The organism is Burkholderia sp. ZZQ-2 (assembly GCF_050768715.1).
GTDB lineage: Bacteria > Pseudomonadota > Gammaproteobacteria > Burkholderiales > Burkholderiaceae > Burkholderia > Burkholderia cepacia.
Map to the genome: position 1 here is coordinate 24,550 of NZ_LDVA01000342.1, position 18,302 is coordinate 42,851.

The following is an 18,302-nucleotide window of genomic DNA, read 5'->3' on the forward strand; positions in this document are numbered from 1 at the left end:
TCAGGCGTAGGCGGGCAGCCGCACGGTCACGACGATACCGCGATTGCCGGCCCCCGGCGCGAGCGACGCGCTGCCGCCGTGCGCCTGCGCGATTTCACGGACGATCGCGAGCCCGAGGCCCGAGCCTTCGGTGTCGGCCGACACGCGGTAGAACCGCTTGAACACGTGCGGCCGCGCTTCGGCCGGGATGCCGGGGCCGTTGTCGATCACGTCGAGCACGATCGCGTCACCGTCGCGGCGTGCGGCCACCGTCACGCAGCCGCCGGGCTGCGTGTAGCGCACCGCGTTGTCGACGAGGTTCATCACCAGCGCGGTCAGCAGGCTGTCGCTGCCCGCGACGTCGAGCCGCTCGCCGAGATCGGCGCCGAGATCGATATGGCGCCGCTGCGCGAGCACGATCGTTTCCTCGAGCACGCTCGATACGACGGCCGCGAGATCGACGCGCTGGGTCAGCAGCGTCGACGGCGTGGCCTCCGCATGCGCGAGCAACAGCAGCTTGTCGGTCACGTCGGCCATCTTGCGGCTGCTGCGCTGCATGCTGTCGAGCACCGACGCGAGTTCCGGATCGTCGTGCCCGCGCCGCTGCGCGTACTGGATCTGCGTGTCGAGCACCGCGATCGGCGTGCGCAACTGGTGTGCGGCATCCGCGATGAAGCGGCGCTGCGTGGCCGTGTGCATGTTCAGCCGCGCGATGCACTGGTTGATCGCATCGACGATCGGCCGCAGCTCGTTCTGCAGCCGCTCGGGGCGGATCGGCTCCAGCTCCATCGGCCCGCGGTCGGCCACGTCGTCCTTCAGCTTCATCAGCGGGCGCATCTCGAAGGTGAGGCCGAGGTACACGAGCCCCATCGCGAGCATCAGCATCAGCGACAGGCGCACGAGCTGCGGCCGCCAGATCGTGGCGACCATCGCGCGATGCGAGCGCGTCGTCTTCGCGACGACCACCGTGACCGTCTCGACCTGCCCTTCGTCGTACAGCTGGCGATCGTAGGCCACCGCGCGCAGCGGCACGCCGTCGAGCGACGTGTCGTACAGCGTCGGCTCGACGCCGTGCTGCGCGGGCACGTCGAGTGCCGGCGTGCCCGCGAGCAGGCGGCCGTGCCCGTCGATCACCTTGTAGAACACCGAATCGCGCGACGGCGATTCGAAGATCTCCAGCGCGGCCGGCGGCACGTCGGCGACCGGCAGCCCGTTGCGCCATTCGACGTCCTCGCCGATCGTGCGCGCGGATGCGACGAGCGCGCTGTCCTGCACGAGCGCGGCCGTGGTCCGCGCGGTGTCGTACGACATCGCGCCCGCGATCAGTACGAACACCGCGAGCGGCAGCAGCAGCCACCACAGCAATCGCCCGCGCAGGCTGTGCGCCATCCTGTTGCGCTCCTTTTCCGGAATGCCGAACCGCGCCGGGAGCGCCGGCGCGGTCGGAAGTGTCATGTCAGGCGTGCGCCGGCGGCGTTCAGAACGCCGCGGGCCGCCACTTCAGCAGCCGCTTCTCGAGCCAGGTCAGCAGGTAGTCGGCGGCCAGCGCGACCACGGCCAGCACGATCATCGCCGCGAACACGCCGCTCGCGTTGAACGCGCCTTGGGCGGTGGAGATTAGCAAACCGATGCCCTGCTTGGAACCCAGGAATTCGCCGACGACCGCGCCGACCAGCGCGAAACCGAAGCTCACGTGCAGGCTCGCGAGAATCCACGAGAGCGCGGACGGGATCACGACCGACGTCGTGATCTGCCGGCGCGACGCGCCGAGGATCTGCGCGTTCGCGATCAGGTAGCGGTCGGCTTCGCGCACGCCCTGGAACGCGTTGCCGAACACGACGAAGAACACCATCACGACGGCCAGCGCGATCTTCGACGCCATCCCGAGGCCGAGCGCGATCACGAAGATCGAGCCGAGCACGACGCGCGGGATCGAGTTCGCGATCTGGATGTACAGGCCGAACACGTCGGCCATCAGCTTGTTGCGGCCGAGCACGATCCCGCAGATCACGCCGGCCACCGAGCCGATCAGGAAGCCGATCGTGGTTTCCTCGAGCGTCACCCACACCTGCGTGAGCAGCGGCCCTTGCGACGTGCCGTTGACGAACCAGTCCTGGATCTGCGCGAAGATCAGCGTCGGCTGCGAGAAGAAGAACGGGTCGATCCACTTGAGCCGCGCGGCGAGTTCCCAGCCGCCGAGCACGACGACGAGCACCGCGATCCGCAGGCCGATGATCAGTTGCCGGCGGCGGCGCAGCCGGGTTTGCGCGGCGCGCGACTCGTCGTCGAGCGACTTCGCCGGGATGGCGGTGGGGGGAAGCGTCATGTCGGTCATGCTCCTGTCCTTGCTGTCCTTGCCGTGCGGCGTATGCGTCAGCCGATCTGCACTTCTTCGCGCAGGTCGTGCCAGATGTCCTTGGAAATTTCGATGAAGCGCGTGTCGTAGCGGATCTCCGACGTGACGCGCGGGCGCGGCAGGTCGATCTCGTACACGCGCTTGAGCGTCGCGGGGCGCGCGGTCAGCACGAACACGCGGTCGGCGAGCGCGATCGCCTCCTCGAGGTCGTGCGTGACGAACACGACCGAGCCCTTGTTCGCGGACCAGAGCTGCAGCAGCTCGTCCTGCATCAGCGTGCGCGTCTGCATGTCGAGCGCGGAGAACGGCTCGTCCATCAGCAGGATTTCCGGCTGGTTGATGAAGGTCTGCGCGAGCGCGACGCGCTTCCTCATCCCGCCGGAGAGCTGGTGCGGGTAGTGCTTCGTGAACTTGTCGAGGCCGACCTTGCGGATCCATTCCTCGGCCTGCGCATACGCGACGTCCTTCGAGCGGCCGCGAAACAGCGGGCCCGCCGCGACGTTGTCGATCACGTTGCGCCACGGGAACACCGCGTCGGCCTGGAACACGAAGCCGATGCGCGGGTCGATCCCGTCGACCGGGCGGCCCATCACGCGCACTTCGCCCGACGCGGGCTTGAGCAGCCCGGTGATCAGGTTAAGCGTCGTCGACTTGCCGCACCCGGTCGGCCCGACGATCGCGATGAACTCGCCGCGCGCGACGCTCATGCTGAAGTCGCGCAGCGCGACGGTGGCCTTGCCTTCCGGCGAAATGAAGCGGCACGACACGTTGCGAAACTCGATCGCCGGTGTGCTCGGGGAGACTGCCTGGTTCATCGCATTAGTCCTGCGGGTGAGGAGGGCGCCGCACCGTGGCGACGCCGGGCCGGTCAACCGGGCCGGAACGGGGCGCGCAAGGCGGCGGGATCGCCGCCGCCCGCGCCGCTATCGGGATCGATCACTTCGCGTTCACGAAATCGTTCGTGTAGGTGCGCGCCAGGTCGATATGCTTGCCCTTCACCGACGGGTTGAACGCCGACAACACCTTCAGCACGGTGGCCGGGCCGTCGGCCGGCATCCTGCCGTCGGCGGTGTACATCGGCAGCGACGCCTTCAGCGCGCTCACGTACAGCGCCTTGTCCTTCTGATAGTCGGCCGGCATCTTCGCGGCGATTTCCTCGGCGCTGTGCGTGTGGATGAACTGCATCGTCTTCGCGAACGCATGCGCCAGCCTGGTCGCCTGCGCCTTGTGCGAATCGGCCCAGGCCGACTGCACGTACAGGCTCGCAGCCGGATAGGTGCCGCCGAGCGCCGCGCGCGTGCCTTCCAGCGTGCGCAGGTCGACCAGCACCTTCGCGTCGCCCATCTTCTCGAGCGCGGATACCGTCGGCTCGGTCGTCATGCCGGCGTCGATGCGGCCCTGCTTGATCGCGGCGATGAAGCTCGCGTCGGCGCCGACCGGCAGCATCGTGTACTGCGTCGACGGCACGCCGTGCTGCAGCGCGAGATATTGCGTGAGGAAGCTGGTCGACGAGCCGAGGCCCGTCACGCCGAGCGTCTTGCCCTTCGAATCGGCCATCGACTTGAAGGTCGGCGCGGCCTTGGTCGACACCATCTCGACTTCGCCCGGCACCTGGCCGAACACGGCGATCGCCTTCACGTCCTTGCCCTTGCTCTGCAGGTCGATCGTGTGGTCGTAGAAGCCGACGACGCCCTGCACCGCGCCCGCGAGCAACTCGTTTTCCGCGTCGACGCCGGCCGGCTGCGACAGCAGCTCGACGTCGAGCCCTTCGTCCTTGAAGTAGCCGAGTTCCTGCGTGAGCCGCGCGGGCAGGTAGATGAGCTTCGCGATCCCGCCGACCATGATCGTGATCTTGCCGCCGTCATCGGCGAGGGCGGGGTGGGCGGCAAGCGCGCAGCTCAGGCTGGCTGCCACGGCGAGGGTGCGCAGGATGGGTCGCATCGGGTTGTCTCCGTTCGTTGTATTCGTCAGGCGCGATGCTTGCTGCATCGTTGCGACGAGTATAGGGACGTGAAACCTTCCGCAACCTTTCGCGGGACGGTGGAACCTTTAGGGGTTTTCCAGCAACGGGGGGCCGGAACAGGCAGCCAACGGGGGCGGGATGCGCTCAGCGCCAGCCGGTCAGCACGCGCCCCATCGCATCGATCCCCATGTCGAACAGGTGCGACACGAACGGCACGAGGTTCGGCACCATCAGCTGCACGAGCAACAGCCCGACGAGCATCGTGACGGGAAAGCCGATCTGGAACACGCCGATCTGCGGTGCCGCGCGGTTCAGGATGCCGAGCGCGAGGTTCGTGATCAGGAGCGCCGCGACCACCGGCAGGGAGAGCAGCAGCCCCATCTCGAATACCGTCGTGCCGAACGCGGCGAGCGTGCGCCAGCCGGGCGCGTGCAGCAGGTCGGCCGACACCGGCAGCGACTGGAACGACGCGGTGAGCGCGGCGAACACCTGCAGGTGGCCGTCCACCGCGAGGAATGCGAGCATCGCGACCGCGTTCAGGAAGCGGCCCATCACGGGCGTCGCGCCGCTCGTGTGCGGATCGAAGAAGGTGGCGAAGCCGAGCCCCATCGACAACCCGATGAAGTCGCCGGCCGCCTCGACGGCCGCGAACACGATCTGCATCGTGAAGCCCATCGCGACGCCGATCAGGAACTGCGTGACGAGGATCCAGATGCCCTGCGCGGAAAACACGGTGACGTCCGGCATCGCGCCGAGCGTCGGCGCGACGACCAGCGCCATGAACGCGGCCAGGCCGATCTTCACGCGCGCGGGCACCGATGCGTGGCCCACGACGGGCGCGGTCGCGACGAGCGCGAGCATCCGCACGAACGGCCACAGGAACGCCGTGAGCCAGCCGTTGAGCTGCGCGTAGGTAACCGAGAACATCGCCGCCGGATCGTGCGCGCGCGGCTCAGCCGACGCCGAGCGTCGCGACGTGCAGCAGCGTCTGCCGCAGGTAGTCGAGCATCGTCGTCATCATCCACGGACCGGCGATCACGAGCGTCGCGGCCACCGCGAGCAGCTTCGGGATGAACGACAGCGTCGCTTCGTTGATCTGCGTCGCGGCCTGGAACAGGCTCACGACGAGGCCGACCGCGAGCGCGACCAGCAGCAGCGGGGCGGAGAGCAGCAGGCCGACCATCATGGCCTGGTGCGCGAGGGTCATCACCTGTTCGGGCGTCATCGTGCGTTTCCTCCGCGGCTTACGTGAAGCTCTGCGCGAGCGAGCCGATCAGCAGCTGCCAGCCGTCGACCAGCACGAACAGCATCAGCTTGAACGGCAGCGACACGGTGGACGGCGACACCATCATCATCCCCATCGACATCAGCACGCTCGCGACGACCATGTCGATGATCAGGAACGGGATGAAGACCGTGAAGCCGATCTGGAAACCGGTCTTCAGCTCGCTCGTGACGAACGCGGGCACCAGCAGCGACAGCGGCACGTCTTCCGGGCCCTGCATCGGCGCGGCCTTCGAGATCTTCGCGAACAGCGCGAGATCGGTCTCGCGGGTCTGCTTCAGCATGAAGGTCTTGAACGGCGCGACGCCGCGCTGCACGGCCTGCTCCATCGGCATCGAGCCGTCGGAAAACGGCTTGTAGCCGTCGTTGTAGGCCCGGTCGAGCACCGGCGACATCACGAAGAAGGTGAGGAACATCGCGAGGCCGACGAGCACCTGGTTCGGCGGCGTCGTCGCGGTGCCGAGCGCCTGGCGCAGCAGCGACAGCACGATGATGATGCGCGTGAAGCTCGTCATCATCAGCAGCATCGCCGGCAGGAACGACAGCATCGTGAGCAGCAGCATCGTCTGCACGCTCAGCGAATAGGTGGTGCCGCCGTGCGGGCCCGGGCTCGCGTTGAACGCGGGCAGGCCGTTCGCCTGCGCGCACGCGAGCGCGGGGGCGAGGCAGAGGATCAGCACGGGCGCGAAGCGCGCCGCGCGATGCAGGAATGCGTGTTTCATCGAAATGCGGGGTCGGAAAGAGGGCGCGGCGCCATGTCAGCGGTCCTTGCCGCGACCGAGGCGCTTCGCGGCTTCGCCCGCGAGCGCGTCGCGAAACCGCGAGCCGAACGTGCCGGGCAGGCCGCCTTCGGACGGTGCGGCGCCGGAAGGTGCGCCGGTCGAGGCGGTCGCCGTACCGGCCGGCAGCGCATGCAGCAGCCGCACGTTGCCCGGCGCGACGCCGAGCACGAGCCAGGTGTCGCCGATCTCGACGATCGTCGCGCTTTCCTTGGCGCCCACCGCGACGCTCGACACGACCTTCAGCGGGCCGCCGCGGCGCACGTGCTGGAAGCCGAAGCGGCGCGCGAGCCACGCGCACGCGAACACGAGACCGATCACGACCGCGAGCCCGACGAGGGTCTGCAGCACCGCGCCGATGCCCAGTGTCGGCGCAGCCGAACCGACGGTCACGCTCGATGCGATCGCCCCGGCGTTGTTCACCGCGTTCATGTCGGCGGCACCGGCCGGTGCGCACGCGAGCGACGCCGCGATGGCCGCGACAGCCGCCACCGCGCTCGCGACGCGCGCACGGCGGCCGGGCTTCGCCACGTTCATCGATTCAGCTTCCGGATGCGTTCGGCCGGCGTGATGATGTCGGTCAGGCGGATGCCGAACTTGTCGTTGACGACCACCACCTCGCCCTGCGCGATCAGGCAGCCGTTCACGAGCACGTCCATCGGCTCGCCGGCCATGCCGTCCAGCTCGACGACCGAACCCTGCGCGAGCTGCAGCAGGTTGCGGATCGCGATCTTCGTGCGGCCGAGCTCCACGGTCATCTTGACCGGGATGTCGAGGATCATCTCGATGTCGTTGTGCGTCGAGCTGGCCGCGGCCTTCGACAGCGGCTGGAACACGCCGGCGCCCGTCGCGCCCGGCTGCACCGGCTGCTGGTTCTGCTCGGCGAGCGCGGCGGCCCAGTCGTCCATGCCCGGATCTTCCTCCGCTGCGGCCGGCGCCGCCTGCGCGGCGGCGGCCGAGGCCGCGAGGGCCGCGTCGGCCATCGCTTGCGCGTCGTCCTCGGGCGTCTGGTTCAGCTCACTCATATCCACCTTCCTTCATCGAGTCGCCCGCGCTGATCATCTTCTGCACGCGCAACGCATATTGACCATTGAAAATTCCGTAGCCGCATTCCATCACCGGCACGCCGTCGACCTTCGCGGTGATCGTGTCCTCGATCTCCAGCGGCAGCACGTCGCCCGCGCGCAGGTTCAGGATCTTCTCGAAGGTCGACGAGATCTCGGCGAGATTCGCGGTCAGCTCGACCTCGGCGGCCTGCACCTGCTGCGACAGCACGCGCACCCAGCGGCGGTCGACTTCGAGCGCCTCGCCCTGGATCGGCGATGCGAGCACGTCGCGGATCGGCTCGACCATCGAGTACGGCATGCAGATGTGCAGCGTGCCGCCCGTCGGCCCGAACTCGATCGAGAACTGCGTGACGATCACGATCTCGTTCGGCGTCGCGACGTTCGCGAACTGCGTGTGCATCTCCGAGCGCACGAATTCGAACTGCAGCGGCCGCACGCTCTTCCACGCGGTCGTGTAGTGCTCGAACACCAGGTTCAACAGCTTGCCGATGATCCGCTGCTCGGTGGCCGTGAAATCGCGGCCCTCGACGCGCGTGTGGAAGCGCCCGTCGCCGCCGAACAGGTTGTCGACGACGAAGAACACGAGGTTCGGGTCGAACACGAACAGCGACGTGCCGCGCAGCGGCTTCACGTGCACGAGGTTCAGGTTCGTCGGGATCGGCAGGTTGCGGGTGAACTCGCTGTACTTCTGCACCTTCACCTGGCTGACGGAGATTTCCGCCGTGCGCCGCATGAAGTTGAAGATGCCGATCCGCAACAGGCGCGCGAAGCGGTCGTTGATGATCTCGAGGCCGGGCATCCGGCCGCGGACGATCCGCTCCTGCGTCGCGATGTTGTAGGGGCGGACGCCCGACGTGTCGCGCTGCTCGTCGACTGAATCGGTTTCGCCCGTGACGCCCTTGAGGAGGGCATCGACCTCCTCCTGGGACATGAACTCCTGGTGGCCCATACGCGCTCCTTTCGCGGCCGCGTTACTGGACGACGAATTCGGTGAACAGCACGTCGTCGACCTTCGCGCGCTGGTTGCCCGGCTGCGTCGGCTGTTCGATCAGTTCCCGCAGTTCCTTCGCGAGCGAACGTTTGCCGTCCGGCGTCGCCAGATCCTCGGGATGCTTGTTCGACAGCGCGAGCAGGATCCGGCTGCGGATCTCCGGCATCCGCGCGGTCAGCTGCTCCTGCGCCTTCGGGTCGGTGAGCTTCAGCGACAGGCCGACACGCAGGTAGTGCTGCGCGCCGTCGTCGGACTGCAGGTTCACGGTCAGCGGGTCGAGCGGGAAGAACACCGGCGCGGCGAGGGGCGCCGGCTCGGCGGGCGCGCTCGCATGGCCGACGCCTTCCTTGCTCAGGAACACGTACATGCCGCCGGCTGCGGCGGCCGCCGCGCCCAGCGCGATGACGGCGATGAGCGCGATGCGCTTGAACTTGCCGGATGAAGCCGGCTTGTCGGCGGTCGGGTTTGCGGTCGTGGAGGCCATGTGGATGCGTGCGTGATGTCTCGTAGCATGCATTGTTCGGCATCCGGGCCGAGCCTGATGGGCGGAAAAGAGGGGGGATTTGCGGCTATCTCAGCCGATTGTCGGCCGGCGCGGCTCGATGCAGGGCAGGAACGGCGGGGGAAACCGGCCGGGGGCGGCGGGCCGGCGCTCCGTCAGGCGGGAAAGGCGAGGGGCGGTGGGGAGGGCGAGCCGTGGCGCCCGCCCGGACAACGTCAGATCGGCAACAGCGACAGCAGCGGCGCGATCAGCACCATCGCGACGCCCGCGATCATCATCGTGAGGCTCGACACGACGCCTTCCTCGCTGCCGATCTCGCGTGCCTTCGCGGTGCCCACGCCGTGGGCGGCCGCGCCGAACAGCGCACCGCGCGCGAGCCGCGTGCGCATCGGCACCAGCGCGAGCACGATCTCGCCGAGCAGCATCCCGCAGATGCCGGTCGCGATCACGAAGAGGGCGGTGAGGTCCTTCGGCGCATGGATCTTGTCGGAGACGGCGAGCGCGAACGGGGTCGAGACCGAGCGCGTCATCAGCGAGCGCTGCAGCTCGGGCGACAGGTGCAGCAGCTTCGCGAGCAGCAGCGAGCCGCACACGCCCGCGCCGATCCCGACCGCGACGCCGACCGACAGCGACAGCCAGTGGCGGCGGATCAGGTCGCGATAGTCGTAAATCGGCACCGCGAACGCGATCGTCGCCGGGCCGAGCAGCCACATCAGCCAGCGCGTGTCGCGGAAGTAGACCGAATACGGGATGCCGGTCAGCAGCACGAGCAGCACCAGCACGCCCGGCACGAACACGAGCGGCGAGAACAGCAGTGTCTTCCTGTACGCGTAGAGCCGCTTCGACGCGAAATACAGCGCGACCGTCAGCACGAAGCAGCCGACGGAGATCGCGGTATTCACCTGGTCGACGGACAGGCTCGACAGCAGCGGCAACATGGCAGGCTCCGGCTCAGTGGGCGGACACGGTGGCGAGGCGCGCGCGGCGGCGTTCGGCGAACACGCGCTGCGCGGCGAGCCGGCGCTCGAGCTTTGCGGCGAGGTCGACCGCGACGGCCACCGCGACCATCACGAACGCGGTGCCGGCGAGCATCACCAGCGCGATGCGCCAGCCGTCCTCGCGGAACAACCCGCCGTACTGCACGGCCGCGACGGCGGCCGGCACGAAGAACAGCAGCATGTCGGACAGCAGCCAGTTCGCGCCGTCCTTCACCCACGCGGGCGCGACGCGGCCCGAGAACAGCAGCACGAGGAGCACCGCGAGGCCGATCACGCCGGACGGAATCGGCAGCCCGATCCTGCGCACGGCCCAGTCGACCGCCATCCACAGCACGCCGAGCGCGGCGGCCTGCAGCACGATCCGGCCCGTGTGCGCGATGCTGCCCGAAGCGGCGGGGCGGGCGGCGGTAGCGGTCGTCTTGGTCATGGCAGGCTCCATACAGATATTGCGTCGATGGGAGGAGTATAGGGTTTCCCCTAACCATAAATAAAATGACTTGTCTCTATCCTTATCATTCCAATTCGGAATTCTGATTGAGTTTGTTGCACCAATCTGGGGAGTGATCGATGGAATTGCGCGCACTGCGGTACTTCGTCGAGGTGGTTCGCCAGCAGAGCTTCACGGCGGCCGCCGACAGGCTGTTCGTGACCCAGCCGACCATCAGCAAGATGGTGAAGGCGCTGGAGGACGAGATCGGTTCGCCGCTGCTGCTGCGGGACGGCCGGCAGATGGTGCTGACCGACGCCGGGCGGATCGTGTTCCAGCGCGGCCAGGACGTGCTCGCCGCGCAGGCGCAGCTGCAGTCGGAGCTGAACGATCTCGGCACGCTCGGGCGCGGCGAGCTGACGATCGGCATCCCGCCGCTCGGCGGCTCGCTGTTCACGCCGATCATCGCCGCGTACAAGCAGCGCTACCCGAACATCGAGCTGAAGCTGTTCGAGCAGGGCGCGCGGATGATCGAGGCCGCGCTGACGTCCGGTGAACTGGAACTCGGCGGGCTGCTGGAGCCGGTGGATCCCGGCACCTTCGAGCGGCTGCCGATGGTGCGTGCGCCGTTGTGGCTCGTCGCGCCGCGCGAGTCGCGCTGGGAGGATCACGCGGCCGTGCCGCTCGCGGATCTCGCGCGCGAGTCGTTCGTGTTCTACGCGGAAAGCCTCGCGCTGCACGACGCGGTGCTGGACGCGTGCCGGCAGGCCGGCTTCACGCCGTCGATCGTGAGCCGCAGCGGCCACTGGGATTTCATGGCCGCGCTCGTGCATGCGGGGGTCGGCATCGCGCTGCTGCCCGAGCCGTATTGCCGGCGGCTCGACGCGGGCCAGTTCACGTGCCGGCCGATCGTCGAGCCGGAAATCACGTGGGCGATCGCGCTCGGCTGGCTGAAGAAGGGGTATCTGTCGCACGCGGCGCGCGCGTGGCTCGACGTCGCGCGGGCGACGCTGCCCATCGCGCCCGGCGACGATCTGGCGTTCGGCGGGTTGCGGGCGAGGGCGTGACGGCCGGGCGATGCCCGGCGCACTCGGACGTGCCTGATCGGGCCCGGATAGCGGGCGACGGCAGGGTCGTGCGTAAGCAGCGTAATGCCTTCCGAGATCGCCTGCGCGACCAGGAGACGGTCAAACGGATTTCGATGGATCGACGGCAGTTGTTCGACTGCAAGTGCGTGTGCGCTCGTGATCGGCAATTCCACGTAGCCGACATCGAGGAGATTGCGACGGAGCACGTTTGGATCCACCTGGAAATCGTCGCGATCCAGGCCACGCTTGGTGACGATCTCCCAGAGGCTCGCGACGCTGAAATGCGGTGTACAGGCGGGATCCTCGATGAGCGCACCGGCGCGGGCGGGCAGCTCGGCCGCACCGGCTGCCGCCCGAAGAAGCAGGCGTGTATCGAGCAGCAACTTCATGCGTCACCCTCGAACCGCTTGCCGATTTCAATGCCCCATCGCCGGCCCCGCCCCCTTCCTCGGCTTCGTGATCCACACGAGCGCCGCGAGCGCGCCGAACATGAAGGCGGACAGCAGGAAGAAGTCGTTGGTCGCCATCATGAAGCCCTGCTGCGTGACGAGCTGGTTGAGCTGCGCGTTGGCCGTCTGGCCGACGATGCCGAGCTGCGACAGCGCGCCCTGGTAGTCGGTCGTGCTCTGCGCATACACGCTCACCGATTCCGACAGCCGCGCGTGGTGGTAGATCGCGTCGTTCTCCCAGAACGTCGAACTGGCCGCGGTGCCGATCGCGCCCGACAGCGTGCGCAGGAAGTTCGACAGCCCCGACGCGCTCGCGAGCCGCTCGTCGGAGATGCTCGACAGCGTGATCGTCGTCATCGGCACGAAGAAGCACGCCACGCCGATCCCCTGCACGAGACGCGGCAGGATCACATGGTTGAACGGCACGTCGAGCGTAAACGTCGAGTTCCAGATCGACACGCCGGCGAATACGATGAACGCGAAGCTCGCGACCATCCGCAGGTCGAGCCGGTGCATGTTGCGGCCGATCAGCGGCGACAGCACGAGCGCGAGCAGCCCGACCGGCGCGGTCGCGAGGCCGGCCTTGCCCGCCGTGTAGCCCATCACCGTCTGCAGCCACAGCGGGAAGATCACGACCGAGCCGAAGAACGCCATGAAGCCGAACGAGATGATCAGCGCGCCGAGCGCGAAGTTGCGGTCCTTGAAGAGCGACAGGTCGACCACCGGCTCCTTCTCGGTCGCCTCCCACACGAGCATGAACGCGAGCGACACGACCGCGATCAGCGCGAGTGCGACGATGAACGTCGAGTTGAACCAGTCGCGGTCCTTGCCGAGGTCGAGCATCATCTGCAGGCACGACACGCCGATCACGAGCAGCGCGAGGCCGATCGCGTCGATCCGCTGCTTCGTCGTCTTCGTCTCGCGGCCGCGCAGCAGGAAATACGCGCAGGTCGCCGAGAAGATGCCGATCGGCAGGTTGATGTAGAAGATCCACGGCCACGTGTAGTTGTCGCTGATCCAGCCGCCCAGCAGCGGGCCGAAAATCGGCGCGACGATCACCGTCATCGCCCATAACCCGAGTGCGAGCCCGCGCTTCGCGGGCGGGTAGCTGCGCATCAGGATCGTCTGCGACAGCGGCACCATCGGCCCCGACACGAGGCCCTGCAGCAGCCGGAACGCGATCAGCGTCTCGAAGTTGGTCGCGAGGCCGCACAGCGCCGACGCGATCGTGAACGCGAGCACCGACAGCGTGAACAGCCGCACCTCGCCGACGCGCCGCGCGAGCCAGCCGGTAAGCGGCACCGCGATCGCGGACGCGACCGAGTACGACGAGATCACCCAGGTGCCTTCGCTCGTCGCGACGCCGAGGCTGCCCGAGATGGTCGGCACCGCGACGTTCGCGATCGACGTGTCGAGCACTTCCATGAAGGTGCCGAGCGCCAGCCCGACGGTGAGCAGCGCGAGTGCGCCGCCGGACAGCGGTGCGGGTTCGGCGGCGGGGGAGGCGGCGGATGCCGTGGTGGCGGACATCGAAATCTCCTAGACGCGGCGCGCGCGACGCGCCGGCACAACGCACGGGTGTGCGCCGCAGCGCAGCCCGGCCGGGTGGAACGGATAAAGGGAAAAGGGGAGCGCGTGCCCTGTCATCTTCTGCCCAGACAGATAAATAAGCGAACGCTTAACCTAGACATGGGGCCTCCGCGCACATCAGCAGTCCGCTTCGTCGTCGGGTTTCGGGCAGCCGGCCGTGCCGGGCCCGTTGGCGATGAAGCGTTGCAGCAGGCCGGTGAGCGTCGCAAGCTCGTCGGCCGAGAAACCATCGAGCTGCGCGTTGAGCGCGGTCGCGATCAGCGACGGCAGCGCACGGGCGGCTTCGGCGCCGCGTTCGGTCAGCGTCAGCTCGATCATCCGGCGGTCCTGCTCGCTGCGCGAACGGGCAATCAGCCCCTTGCGTTCGAGCCGGTCGAGCATTCGGGTCATCGAGCCGCTGTCGTACGACATCTTGCGGGACAGCTCGAACGGTGTACGCGCATAACCGCGCGCCAGCAGCAGGATCACGCCGATCTGCTGCGCGGTGAGGTCGAGCGGCTCGAGCGCGCGATCCATCCGCTCGACGAGCGCCTGCTTCGCCTTCGACAGGTAATAGCCGAGGCTCGTTTCCAGCGTGATGTTCTCGGGATCGTAGAGGCCGCCGGTCATGCGATTGCGCGCGCAGCAATAGTGCGTTTCGGATTTGGACGCGCCCAGTATCTTGAAAATTGATTGCTTAGTCAATATTATTCGAGACTACCAGTTACGACGTGCATGTTGCACTGCCGGAGACTATGTTCTGACCGATTCGCCCGCGCTGCCGGGCACCCGAGGATGTTCGCGATGCTGTTCCTGAAAAATGCCGCCGGCGCGCTGCGCCGCAACCTGACCGATACCGCTCACCATGTGTTTTCCGGGCCGCACCGCGGCTGGAAGATCGCGCTGTACGTGACGATGCTGGTGGTGCCGGGCGGCTCGCTCGCGGCGCTCGGGGTGGCATGGTTCGATCATCGCCGGCAGCGCAACGCGAAAGACGGTGCGCGCCGCACGGGCCAGCCGGCCGCGACGGAGCCGTCGACATGGCGGCCCGCCGCCGAACCGCTCCCGCTGCCCGCGCGCTGCCACTGACGGCGCGCCCTCCCGCCTGTCTTCCTGACTGTTTCGTCCGGGTTCCGTCCGAACCCCGGCCGCGCTCCGCACGGCCGGCATCGCCCGCCCGTCTTCCGGCCAGCGAGCCGTAATGGCCGGTAAACCGGCCGCTCGCGCCGGTAACACATTCCTGTCGCCGCGCACCGTACCCTTTGGGCTGCGCAGCTATCCCGCCGTCAGTTACCATTTGTCCGCCAGCGGCACGACGACCGCATCGCGCGACGCCGCTCGCCGGACGTCGCGCCCAGACAGGAATATCACCATGCCGTACGCCTCCCTCCCGCGCGCCCTTCGCCCGCTGAGCGCCGCCGTCGCCGTCGCGACGGCCGTGCTGCTCGCCGGCTGCGCCGTCGGGCCCGACTATCACCGGCCCGACACGTCGATCCCCGCCGCATACAAGGAAGCGCCGGCCGGCTGGAAGGTCGCGCAACCCGCCGACCGCACCGATCGCGGCCCGTGGTGGACGGTCTACAACGATCCGCAGCTCGATGCGCTGATCGGCAAGCTCAACGCCTCGAACCAGACCATCGCGCAATCGGCGGCCGCTTACCGGCAGGCGCGCGCGCTCGTCACCGAGGCGCGTGCCGCGTATTTCCCGACCGTCGGGCTGACCGCGTCGGGCTCGCGCGCCCGCACGCCGCGCACGTCGATATCGTCGGGTTCGTCGTCGGGTTTCGGCAGCGGTTCGTCCGGTTCGATCAACAACAGCTACAGCGTCGGCCTCGACGCGAGCTGGGAACCCGACCTGTGGGGCAAGGTGAGCCGTACCGTCAGCGCGCAGCGCGCCGGCGAAGCGGCCGCCGCGGCCGATCTCGCGAACGCGCGGCTGTCGCAGCAGGCGCTGCTCGCGCAAACCTATTACCAGCTGCGCACGTCCGATGCGCTGCAGAAGCTGCTCGACGACACCGTGAAGTCGTACCAGCGGTCGCTGACGCTCACGCAGAACCAGTACGCGCAGGGCGTCGCCGCGCGCGCGGACGTGATCCAGGCGCAGACGCAACTGCAGAGCGCGCAGGCGGCGTCGATCGATAATGGCGTCGCACGCGCGCAGTACGAGCATGCGATCGCGACGCTGATCGGCGAACCGGCGTCGACCTTCTCGCTGCCGCCGAATCCGCTCGCAGCCGAGCCGCCGATCACGCCGGTCGACGTGCCGTCCGCGATCCTCGAGCGCCGGCCCGACATCGCGGCGGCCGAGCGCCGTGCGGCGGCCGCGAACGAGCAGATCGGCGTCGCGATCTCGGCGTTCTTCCCGACCCTCACGCTGTCGGCCACCGGCGGCGTCCAGAGCTCGGTGTGGTCGCAGCTGTTCACGCTGCCGGCCCGCTTCTGGACGGTCGGCCCGCAGCTCGCGGCCACGCTGTTCGACGCAGGGCTGCGCGCCGCGCAGACCGACGCCGCGCGTGCAACCTACGACCAGGACGTCGCCGCATACCGCCTCGCGGTGCTCACCGCATTCCAGGACGTCGAGGACAACCTCGCGTCGCAACGCATCCTCGCGCAGGAAATCGACGTGCAGCGGCAGGCCGTCGACAGCGCCGAGCACGCGCTCGCGATCGTCACGAACCAGTACAAGGCCGGCACGGTCGCCTACCTGAACGTGCTGACCGCGCAGACCACCGCGTTCACCGCGCAGCAGAAGCTCGCGACGATCGCCGGGCAGCGGATGGTGTCGTCGGTCGGGCTCGTGAAGGCGCTCGGCGGCGGGTGGAACGTCGCGGAGATGGCGCGCGAGAACGGCGACATGGCCGCGCCCGCACCCGTGCCGGCGTCCGGTGCGGCCGCGCCGGCGGCCACCGCACCGTCGGTCGCCGCGCCGCTCGCGCAGAAGTAGGAAGGAAAGGGCGACGCGCGCGTCAGCGCTGCGCGTCGCCGAAGATCAGCGAAACCTCGTTGTTCCCGATCGGGTGGCCGAGCAGGTTCAGGAGCCCGGCGAGGTTCGCCTGCTGCTCGGGCGCCGAATGCGCGGTGCCGCGGAACGATCCCTGGCCGGGGCCGAAGTTGCCGTGGCCGTCGAGAAACAGCGGGCCCTGCGTCGTCGACAGGTCGAGATCGGCGCCGGCCCCCTTCGCCTGCAGCACCGCGCGGTACGAACCGAGCGGCTTCACGCGCGAGATGCGCGAACTCATCGAGTCGATCGTCACCGTCAGCTGGCCGAACGCGTTGTTGCCGATCAGGCGCCAGTCGCTCCAGCCGAGCCGCACGTCGCCTTGCAGGTCGAGCGTGTTGAACGGCGTGCCGAGCCCCGCGAGCAGCGACGCCGGCACGGCCATCGTGCCCGCCGACAACACCGCGCCGCGCCACGTCGCATCGAGCGTGACCGCATCCGGCATCGCCTCGGTCTGCCGCATGCGCATCTGCACGCGCCCGGTCAGGAGCGGCCAGAAGCCCGTGGTCCATTCGACCCGGCCCGGCAGCAGCGTCGCCGCGCTCTGGTCGGCCCCCGGCGCGAGCATCAGCGTGCCCGAACCGTGCCACAGCGACCCGTCCGGATCGACGAGATTCACGTGCCCGCCGGTCGCGCGCGCGAACTGCGGCGCGATCCACGCGGCCGGCGCGAGCGCGACGAGCGTCACCGCCGTCGCCAGTCCGCCCGCCAGTACCCACGGCAATGCGGTGGCGAGCCGCTTCATCCCCGGCCTCATCGGCCGACCGCCACTTGCGTCATCCACTGCGTCATTTCTGCGTAGACGGTTGCATCACGGCCGTCAGGTCGACCTGGCCGTCGTCCTTCAGCGCGGTGGCATGCGCCTCGCCGACCTGCACCTTGAACTGCCGGCGCGCATCGTCGAGCCACTGCGTCCACGCCGGGAACGACACGTTCTTCATCTGGATCTGCACGCCGTTGCCGACGATCTGCACCTGCGCACCCTGCATCCCGTGATCGGACAGCGACGCGGTCAGCGCATCCTTCAGCGCGAGGCCGGTCGGTGCCACGCCTTGCGCGGCGGCCGCCAGCGACTTCGCCTCGTTCGCCTGCGCGGTCATCTGCGCAAGCTCGCGGCGCATCGTCGGCAGCTCGCGCTGGATCCGCGCGCGGCCTTCCTGCGCGGGCGACCACAGCACCGAATACGCGATCGCGACCGCCAGCACGGCGCCGCCCCAGCCGAGCAGCATTTTTTCGCGCGGCGAGCGCTCGCCCCAGAACTGGGCCAGCGTCTGGTTCAGTTGTTCCGTCTTCATGAGCGGCTCCGGATCGTCCATTTGCCCGTGTTGCTGTCGACTTCGCCGGACAGTCCGTTACGCGCGAGGCGCTGCGTGAAATCGGGATCGACCTTGACCTCCGGCTTGAAGCCGACGTCGAGCCGCCGGTCGTGATAGTCGAGCGACGCGATGCCGTTCAGCGGCAGCGCACCCATCGATCGCGACAGCCCGCTCGACAGCGCGAGGAAATCGTTCGGCGACAGCTCGCCGGCCGCCACGCGCAACTGGTCGAGCTGGCGCTGCATCTGCGCGGGCGGATCGAGCACCGTCGTCGTCTTCGGGAATGCGGACAGCAGCGTTTCGGTGATCTGTGCCGACAGCGCATCGCGCTCGCGCGACAGCTTCCACCAGTGCAGGTTCATCCCGATCACCGCCACGCCGAGCGTCGCCGCGGCGAGTGCGAGCGGCACGCGCAGGCGCTTCACCGTCGCGCGGTCGAAGCGCCACGGCTGCGATTCGAATTCGAACTGGCACAGGTCGAACTTCTCGGTCAGCGCGCGCCGCGCGAACGCGTCGAACGACAGCGGCGCGGCACC

General features: G+C 68.6%; 21 protein-coding genes and 1 pseudogene. 3 read left to right on the forward strand and 19 right to left on the reverse strand.

From position 1 onward, the window contains the following. The 13 genes from ABY44_RS32655 to ABY44_RS32715 all read right to left on the reverse strand — a co-directional run bounded on the left by ABY44_RS32655 (position 1) and on the right by ABY44_RS32715 (position 10,346). Positions 1-1,368, reverse strand: a complete 1,368-nt coding sequence (locus tag ABY44_RS32655; protein ID WP_060175014.1) for a sensor histidine kinase — start codon at positions 1,366-1,368, stop codon at positions 1-3. 88 nt (positions 1,369-1,456) lie between these two features. Then, a complete protein-coding gene (locus tag ABY44_RS32660) occupies positions 1,457-2,314 on the reverse strand; it encodes an ABC transporter permease (RefSeq protein ID WP_088611334.1) in 858 nt (285 codons plus the stop codon). Between the two features lie 38 nt (positions 2,315-2,352). Further along, a complete protein-coding gene (locus ABY44_RS32665; protein ID WP_027788757.1) occupies positions 2,353-3,150 on the reverse strand; it encodes an ABC transporter ATP-binding protein in 798 nt (265 codons plus the stop codon). A gap of 121 nt (positions 3,151-3,271) precedes the next feature. After that, positions 3,272-4,276 (reverse strand): ABC transporter substrate-binding protein, encoded by a 1,005-nt coding sequence (locus ABY44_RS32670; RefSeq protein WP_060084498.1) that lies wholly within the window; start codon positions 4,274-4,276, stop codon positions 3,272-3,274. A gap of 166 nt (positions 4,277-4,442) precedes the next feature. Further along, positions 4,443-5,225, reverse strand: coding sequence for a flagellar biosynthetic protein FliR (gene fliR, locus ABY44_RS32675; RefSeq protein WP_060174940.1), 783 nt, complete (start codon positions 5,223-5,225; stop codon positions 4,443-4,445). 25 nt (positions 5,226-5,250) lie between these two features. Further along, the gene (gene fliQ / locus ABY44_RS32680; protein ID WP_021162238.1) at positions 5,251-5,523 is read right to left on the reverse strand and encodes a flagellar biosynthesis protein FliQ; all 273 of its coding nucleotides are present in this window, start codon (positions 5,521-5,523) and stop codon (positions 5,251-5,253) included. Positions 5,524-5,542: 19 nt separating this feature from the next. Next, on the reverse strand, positions 5,543-6,304 hold the full coding sequence (fliP, locus tag ABY44_RS32685) for a flagellar type III secretion system pore protein FliP (protein WP_027788754.1): 762 nt from the start codon (positions 6,302-6,304) through the stop codon (positions 5,543-5,545). A gap of 36 nt (positions 6,305-6,340) precedes the next feature. After that, positions 6,341-6,898: a flagellar biosynthetic protein FliO gene (gene fliO / locus ABY44_RS32690; RefSeq protein WP_060174941.1), complete on the reverse strand. Its 558-nt coding sequence runs from the start codon at positions 6,896-6,898 to the stop codon at positions 6,341-6,343. After that, positions 6,895-7,386 (reverse strand): flagellar motor switch protein FliN, encoded by a 492-nt coding sequence (gene fliN / locus ABY44_RS32695; protein ID WP_021162235.1) that lies wholly within the window; start codon positions 7,384-7,386, stop codon positions 6,895-6,897. Before fliN ends, fliO begins: the two co-directional genes overlap by 4 nt. Further along, the gene (gene fliM / locus ABY44_RS32700; RefSeq protein WP_059687930.1) at positions 7,379-8,377 is read right to left on the reverse strand and encodes a flagellar motor switch protein FliM; all 999 of its coding nucleotides are present in this window, start codon (positions 8,375-8,377) and stop codon (positions 7,379-7,381) included. The genes fliN and fliM overlap by 8 nt, the downstream gene beginning before the upstream one ends. Positions 8,378-8,399: 22 nt before the next feature. Continuing rightward, entirely contained in the window at positions 8,400-8,936 is a 537-nt protein-coding gene (gene fliL / locus ABY44_RS32705; protein ID WP_049097223.1) for a flagellar basal body-associated protein FliL, read from the reverse strand. A 200-nt stretch (positions 8,937-9,136) separates the two neighbouring features. After that, complete coding sequence (locus ABY44_RS32710; RefSeq protein WP_027788751.1) at positions 9,137-9,859, reverse strand: LrgB family protein; 723 nt, start codon at positions 9,857-9,859, stop codon at positions 9,137-9,139. Positions 9,860-9,872: 13 nt separating this feature from the next. Continuing rightward, entirely contained in the window at positions 9,873-10,346 is a 474-nt protein-coding gene (locus tag ABY44_RS32715; protein WP_059694491.1) for a CidA/LrgA family protein, read from the reverse strand. Positions 10,347-10,486: 140 nt separating this feature from the next. On the opposite strand from ABY44_RS32715, the gene ABY44_RS32720 reads away from it, so the two are divergent. After that, complete coding sequence (locus ABY44_RS32720; RefSeq protein ID WP_027788749.1) at positions 10,487-11,413, forward strand: LysR family transcriptional regulator; 927 nt, start codon at positions 10,487-10,489, stop codon at positions 11,411-11,413. 26 nt (positions 11,414-11,439) lie between these two features. Here ABY44_RS32720 and ABY44_RS32725 read toward each other — a convergent pair. From ABY44_RS32725 to ABY44_RS32735, 3 genes and pseudogenes are all read right to left on the reverse strand, one after another. Further along, positions 11,440-11,823: pseudogene (locus tag ABY44_RS32725) on the reverse strand (type II toxin-antitoxin system VapC family toxin); the annotation flags it as partial. Between the two features lie 27 nt (positions 11,824-11,850). Further along, entirely contained in the window at positions 11,851-13,413 is a 1,563-nt protein-coding gene (locus ABY44_RS32730; RefSeq protein ID WP_027788746.1) for a DHA2 family efflux MFS transporter permease subunit, read from the reverse strand. Between the two features lie 177 nt (positions 13,414-13,590). After that, the gene (locus ABY44_RS32735) at positions 13,591-14,082 is read right to left on the reverse strand and encodes a MarR family winged helix-turn-helix transcriptional regulator (RefSeq protein WP_027788745.1); all 492 of its coding nucleotides are present in this window, start codon (positions 14,080-14,082) and stop codon (positions 13,591-13,593) included. 174 nt (positions 14,083-14,256) lie between these two features. Here ABY44_RS32735 and ABY44_RS32740 point away from each other — a divergent pair, with 174 nt between their 5' ends. Further along, complete coding sequence (locus ABY44_RS32740; RefSeq protein WP_048023998.1) at positions 14,257-14,541, forward strand: hypothetical protein; 285 nt, start codon at positions 14,257-14,259, stop codon at positions 14,539-14,541. Between the two features lie 283 nt (positions 14,542-14,824). Beyond that, positions 14,825-16,396: an efflux transporter outer membrane subunit gene (locus ABY44_RS32745; RefSeq protein WP_027788744.1), complete on the forward strand. Its 1,572-nt coding sequence runs from the start codon at positions 14,825-14,827 to the stop codon at positions 16,394-16,396. Between the two features lie 22 nt (positions 16,397-16,418). Here the strand turns inward: ABY44_RS32745 and ABY44_RS32750 are convergent, their stop codons facing one another. The 3 genes from ABY44_RS32750 to gspL all read right to left on the reverse strand — a co-directional run. After that, the gene (locus tag ABY44_RS32750) at positions 16,419-17,207 is read right to left on the reverse strand and encodes a type II secretion system protein N (protein WP_027788743.1); all 789 of its coding nucleotides are present in this window, start codon (positions 17,205-17,207) and stop codon (positions 16,419-16,421) included. A gap of 31 nt (positions 17,208-17,238) precedes the next feature. Beyond that, a complete protein-coding gene (gspM, locus tag ABY44_RS32755; RefSeq protein WP_021162223.1) occupies positions 17,239-17,745 on the reverse strand; it encodes a type II secretion system protein GspM in 507 nt (168 codons plus the stop codon). Next, the coding region (gene gspL, locus ABY44_RS32760; RefSeq protein WP_431643316.1) for a type II secretion system protein GspL at positions 17,742-18,302 on the reverse strand (561 nt) is incomplete at its 5' end. The genes gspM and gspL, both read right to left, overlap by 4 nt.

Coding starts and splice junctions, on each gene's coding strand:
- fliR (WP_060174940.1), bottom strand. CDS start 5,225: ATGTTCTCGGTTACCTACGCGCAGCTCAACGGCTGGCTCACGGCGTTC.
- ABY44_RS32720 (WP_027788749.1), top strand. CDS start 10,487: ATGGAATTGCGCGCACTGCGGTACTTCGTCGAGGTGGTTCGCCAGCAG.
- ABY44_RS32655 (WP_060175014.1), bottom strand. CDS start 1,368: ATGGCGCACAGCCTGCGCGGGCGATTGCTGTGGTGGCTGCTGCTGCCG.
- fliN (WP_021162235.1), bottom strand. CDS start 7,386: ATGAGTGAGCTGAACCAGACGCCCGAGGACGACGCGCAAGCGATGGCC.
- ABY44_RS32730 (WP_027788746.1), bottom strand. CDS start 13,413: ATGTCCGCCACCACGGCATCCGCCGCCTCCCCCGCCGCCGAACCCGCA.
- fliQ (WP_021162238.1), bottom strand. CDS start 5,523: ATGACGCCCGAACAGGTGATGACCCTCGCGCACCAGGCCATGATGGTC.
- ABY44_RS32715 (WP_059694491.1), bottom strand. CDS start 10,346: ATGACCAAGACGACCGCTACCGCCGCCCGCCCCGCCGCTTCGGGCAGC.
- ABY44_RS32735 (WP_027788745.1), bottom strand. CDS start 14,082: ATGACCGGCGGCCTCTACGATCCCGAGAACATCACGCTGGAAACGAGC.
- ABY44_RS32745 (WP_027788744.1), top strand. CDS start 14,825: ATGCCGTACGCCTCCCTCCCGCGCGCCCTTCGCCCGCTGAGCGCCGCC.
- fliP (WP_027788754.1), bottom strand. CDS start 6,304: ATGAAACACGCATTCCTGCATCGCGCGGCGCGCTTCGCGCCCGTGCTG.
- ABY44_RS32750 (WP_027788743.1), bottom strand. CDS start 17,207: ATGAGGCCGGGGATGAAGCGGCTCGCCACCGCATTGCCGTGGGTACTG.
- fliL (WP_049097223.1), bottom strand. CDS start 8,936: ATGCATGCTACGAGACATCACGCACGCATCCACATGGCCTCCACGACC.
- fliM (WP_059687930.1), bottom strand. CDS start 8,377: ATGGGCCACCAGGAGTTCATGTCCCAGGAGGAGGTCGATGCCCTCCTC.
- ABY44_RS32670 (WP_060084498.1), bottom strand. CDS start 4,276: ATGCGACCCATCCTGCGCACCCTCGCCGTGGCAGCCAGCCTGAGCTGC.
- ABY44_RS32660 (WP_088611334.1), bottom strand. CDS start 2,314: ATGACCGACATGACGCTTCCCCCCACCGCCATCCCGGCGAAGTCGCTC.
- ABY44_RS32665 (WP_027788757.1), bottom strand. CDS start 3,150: ATGAACCAGGCAGTCTCCCCGAGCACACCGGCGATCGAGTTTCGCAAC.
- gspM (WP_021162223.1), bottom strand. CDS start 17,745: ATGAAGACGGAACAACTGAACCAGACGCTGGCCCAGTTCTGGGGCGAG.
- ABY44_RS32710 (WP_027788751.1), bottom strand. CDS start 9,859: ATGTTGCCGCTGCTGTCGAGCCTGTCCGTCGACCAGGTGAATACCGCG.
- fliO (WP_060174941.1), bottom strand. CDS start 6,898: ATGAACGTGGCGAAGCCCGGCCGCCGTGCGCGCGTCGCGAGCGCGGTG.
- ABY44_RS32740 (WP_048023998.1), top strand. CDS start 14,257: ATGCTGTTCCTGAAAAATGCCGCCGGCGCGCTGCGCCGCAACCTGACC.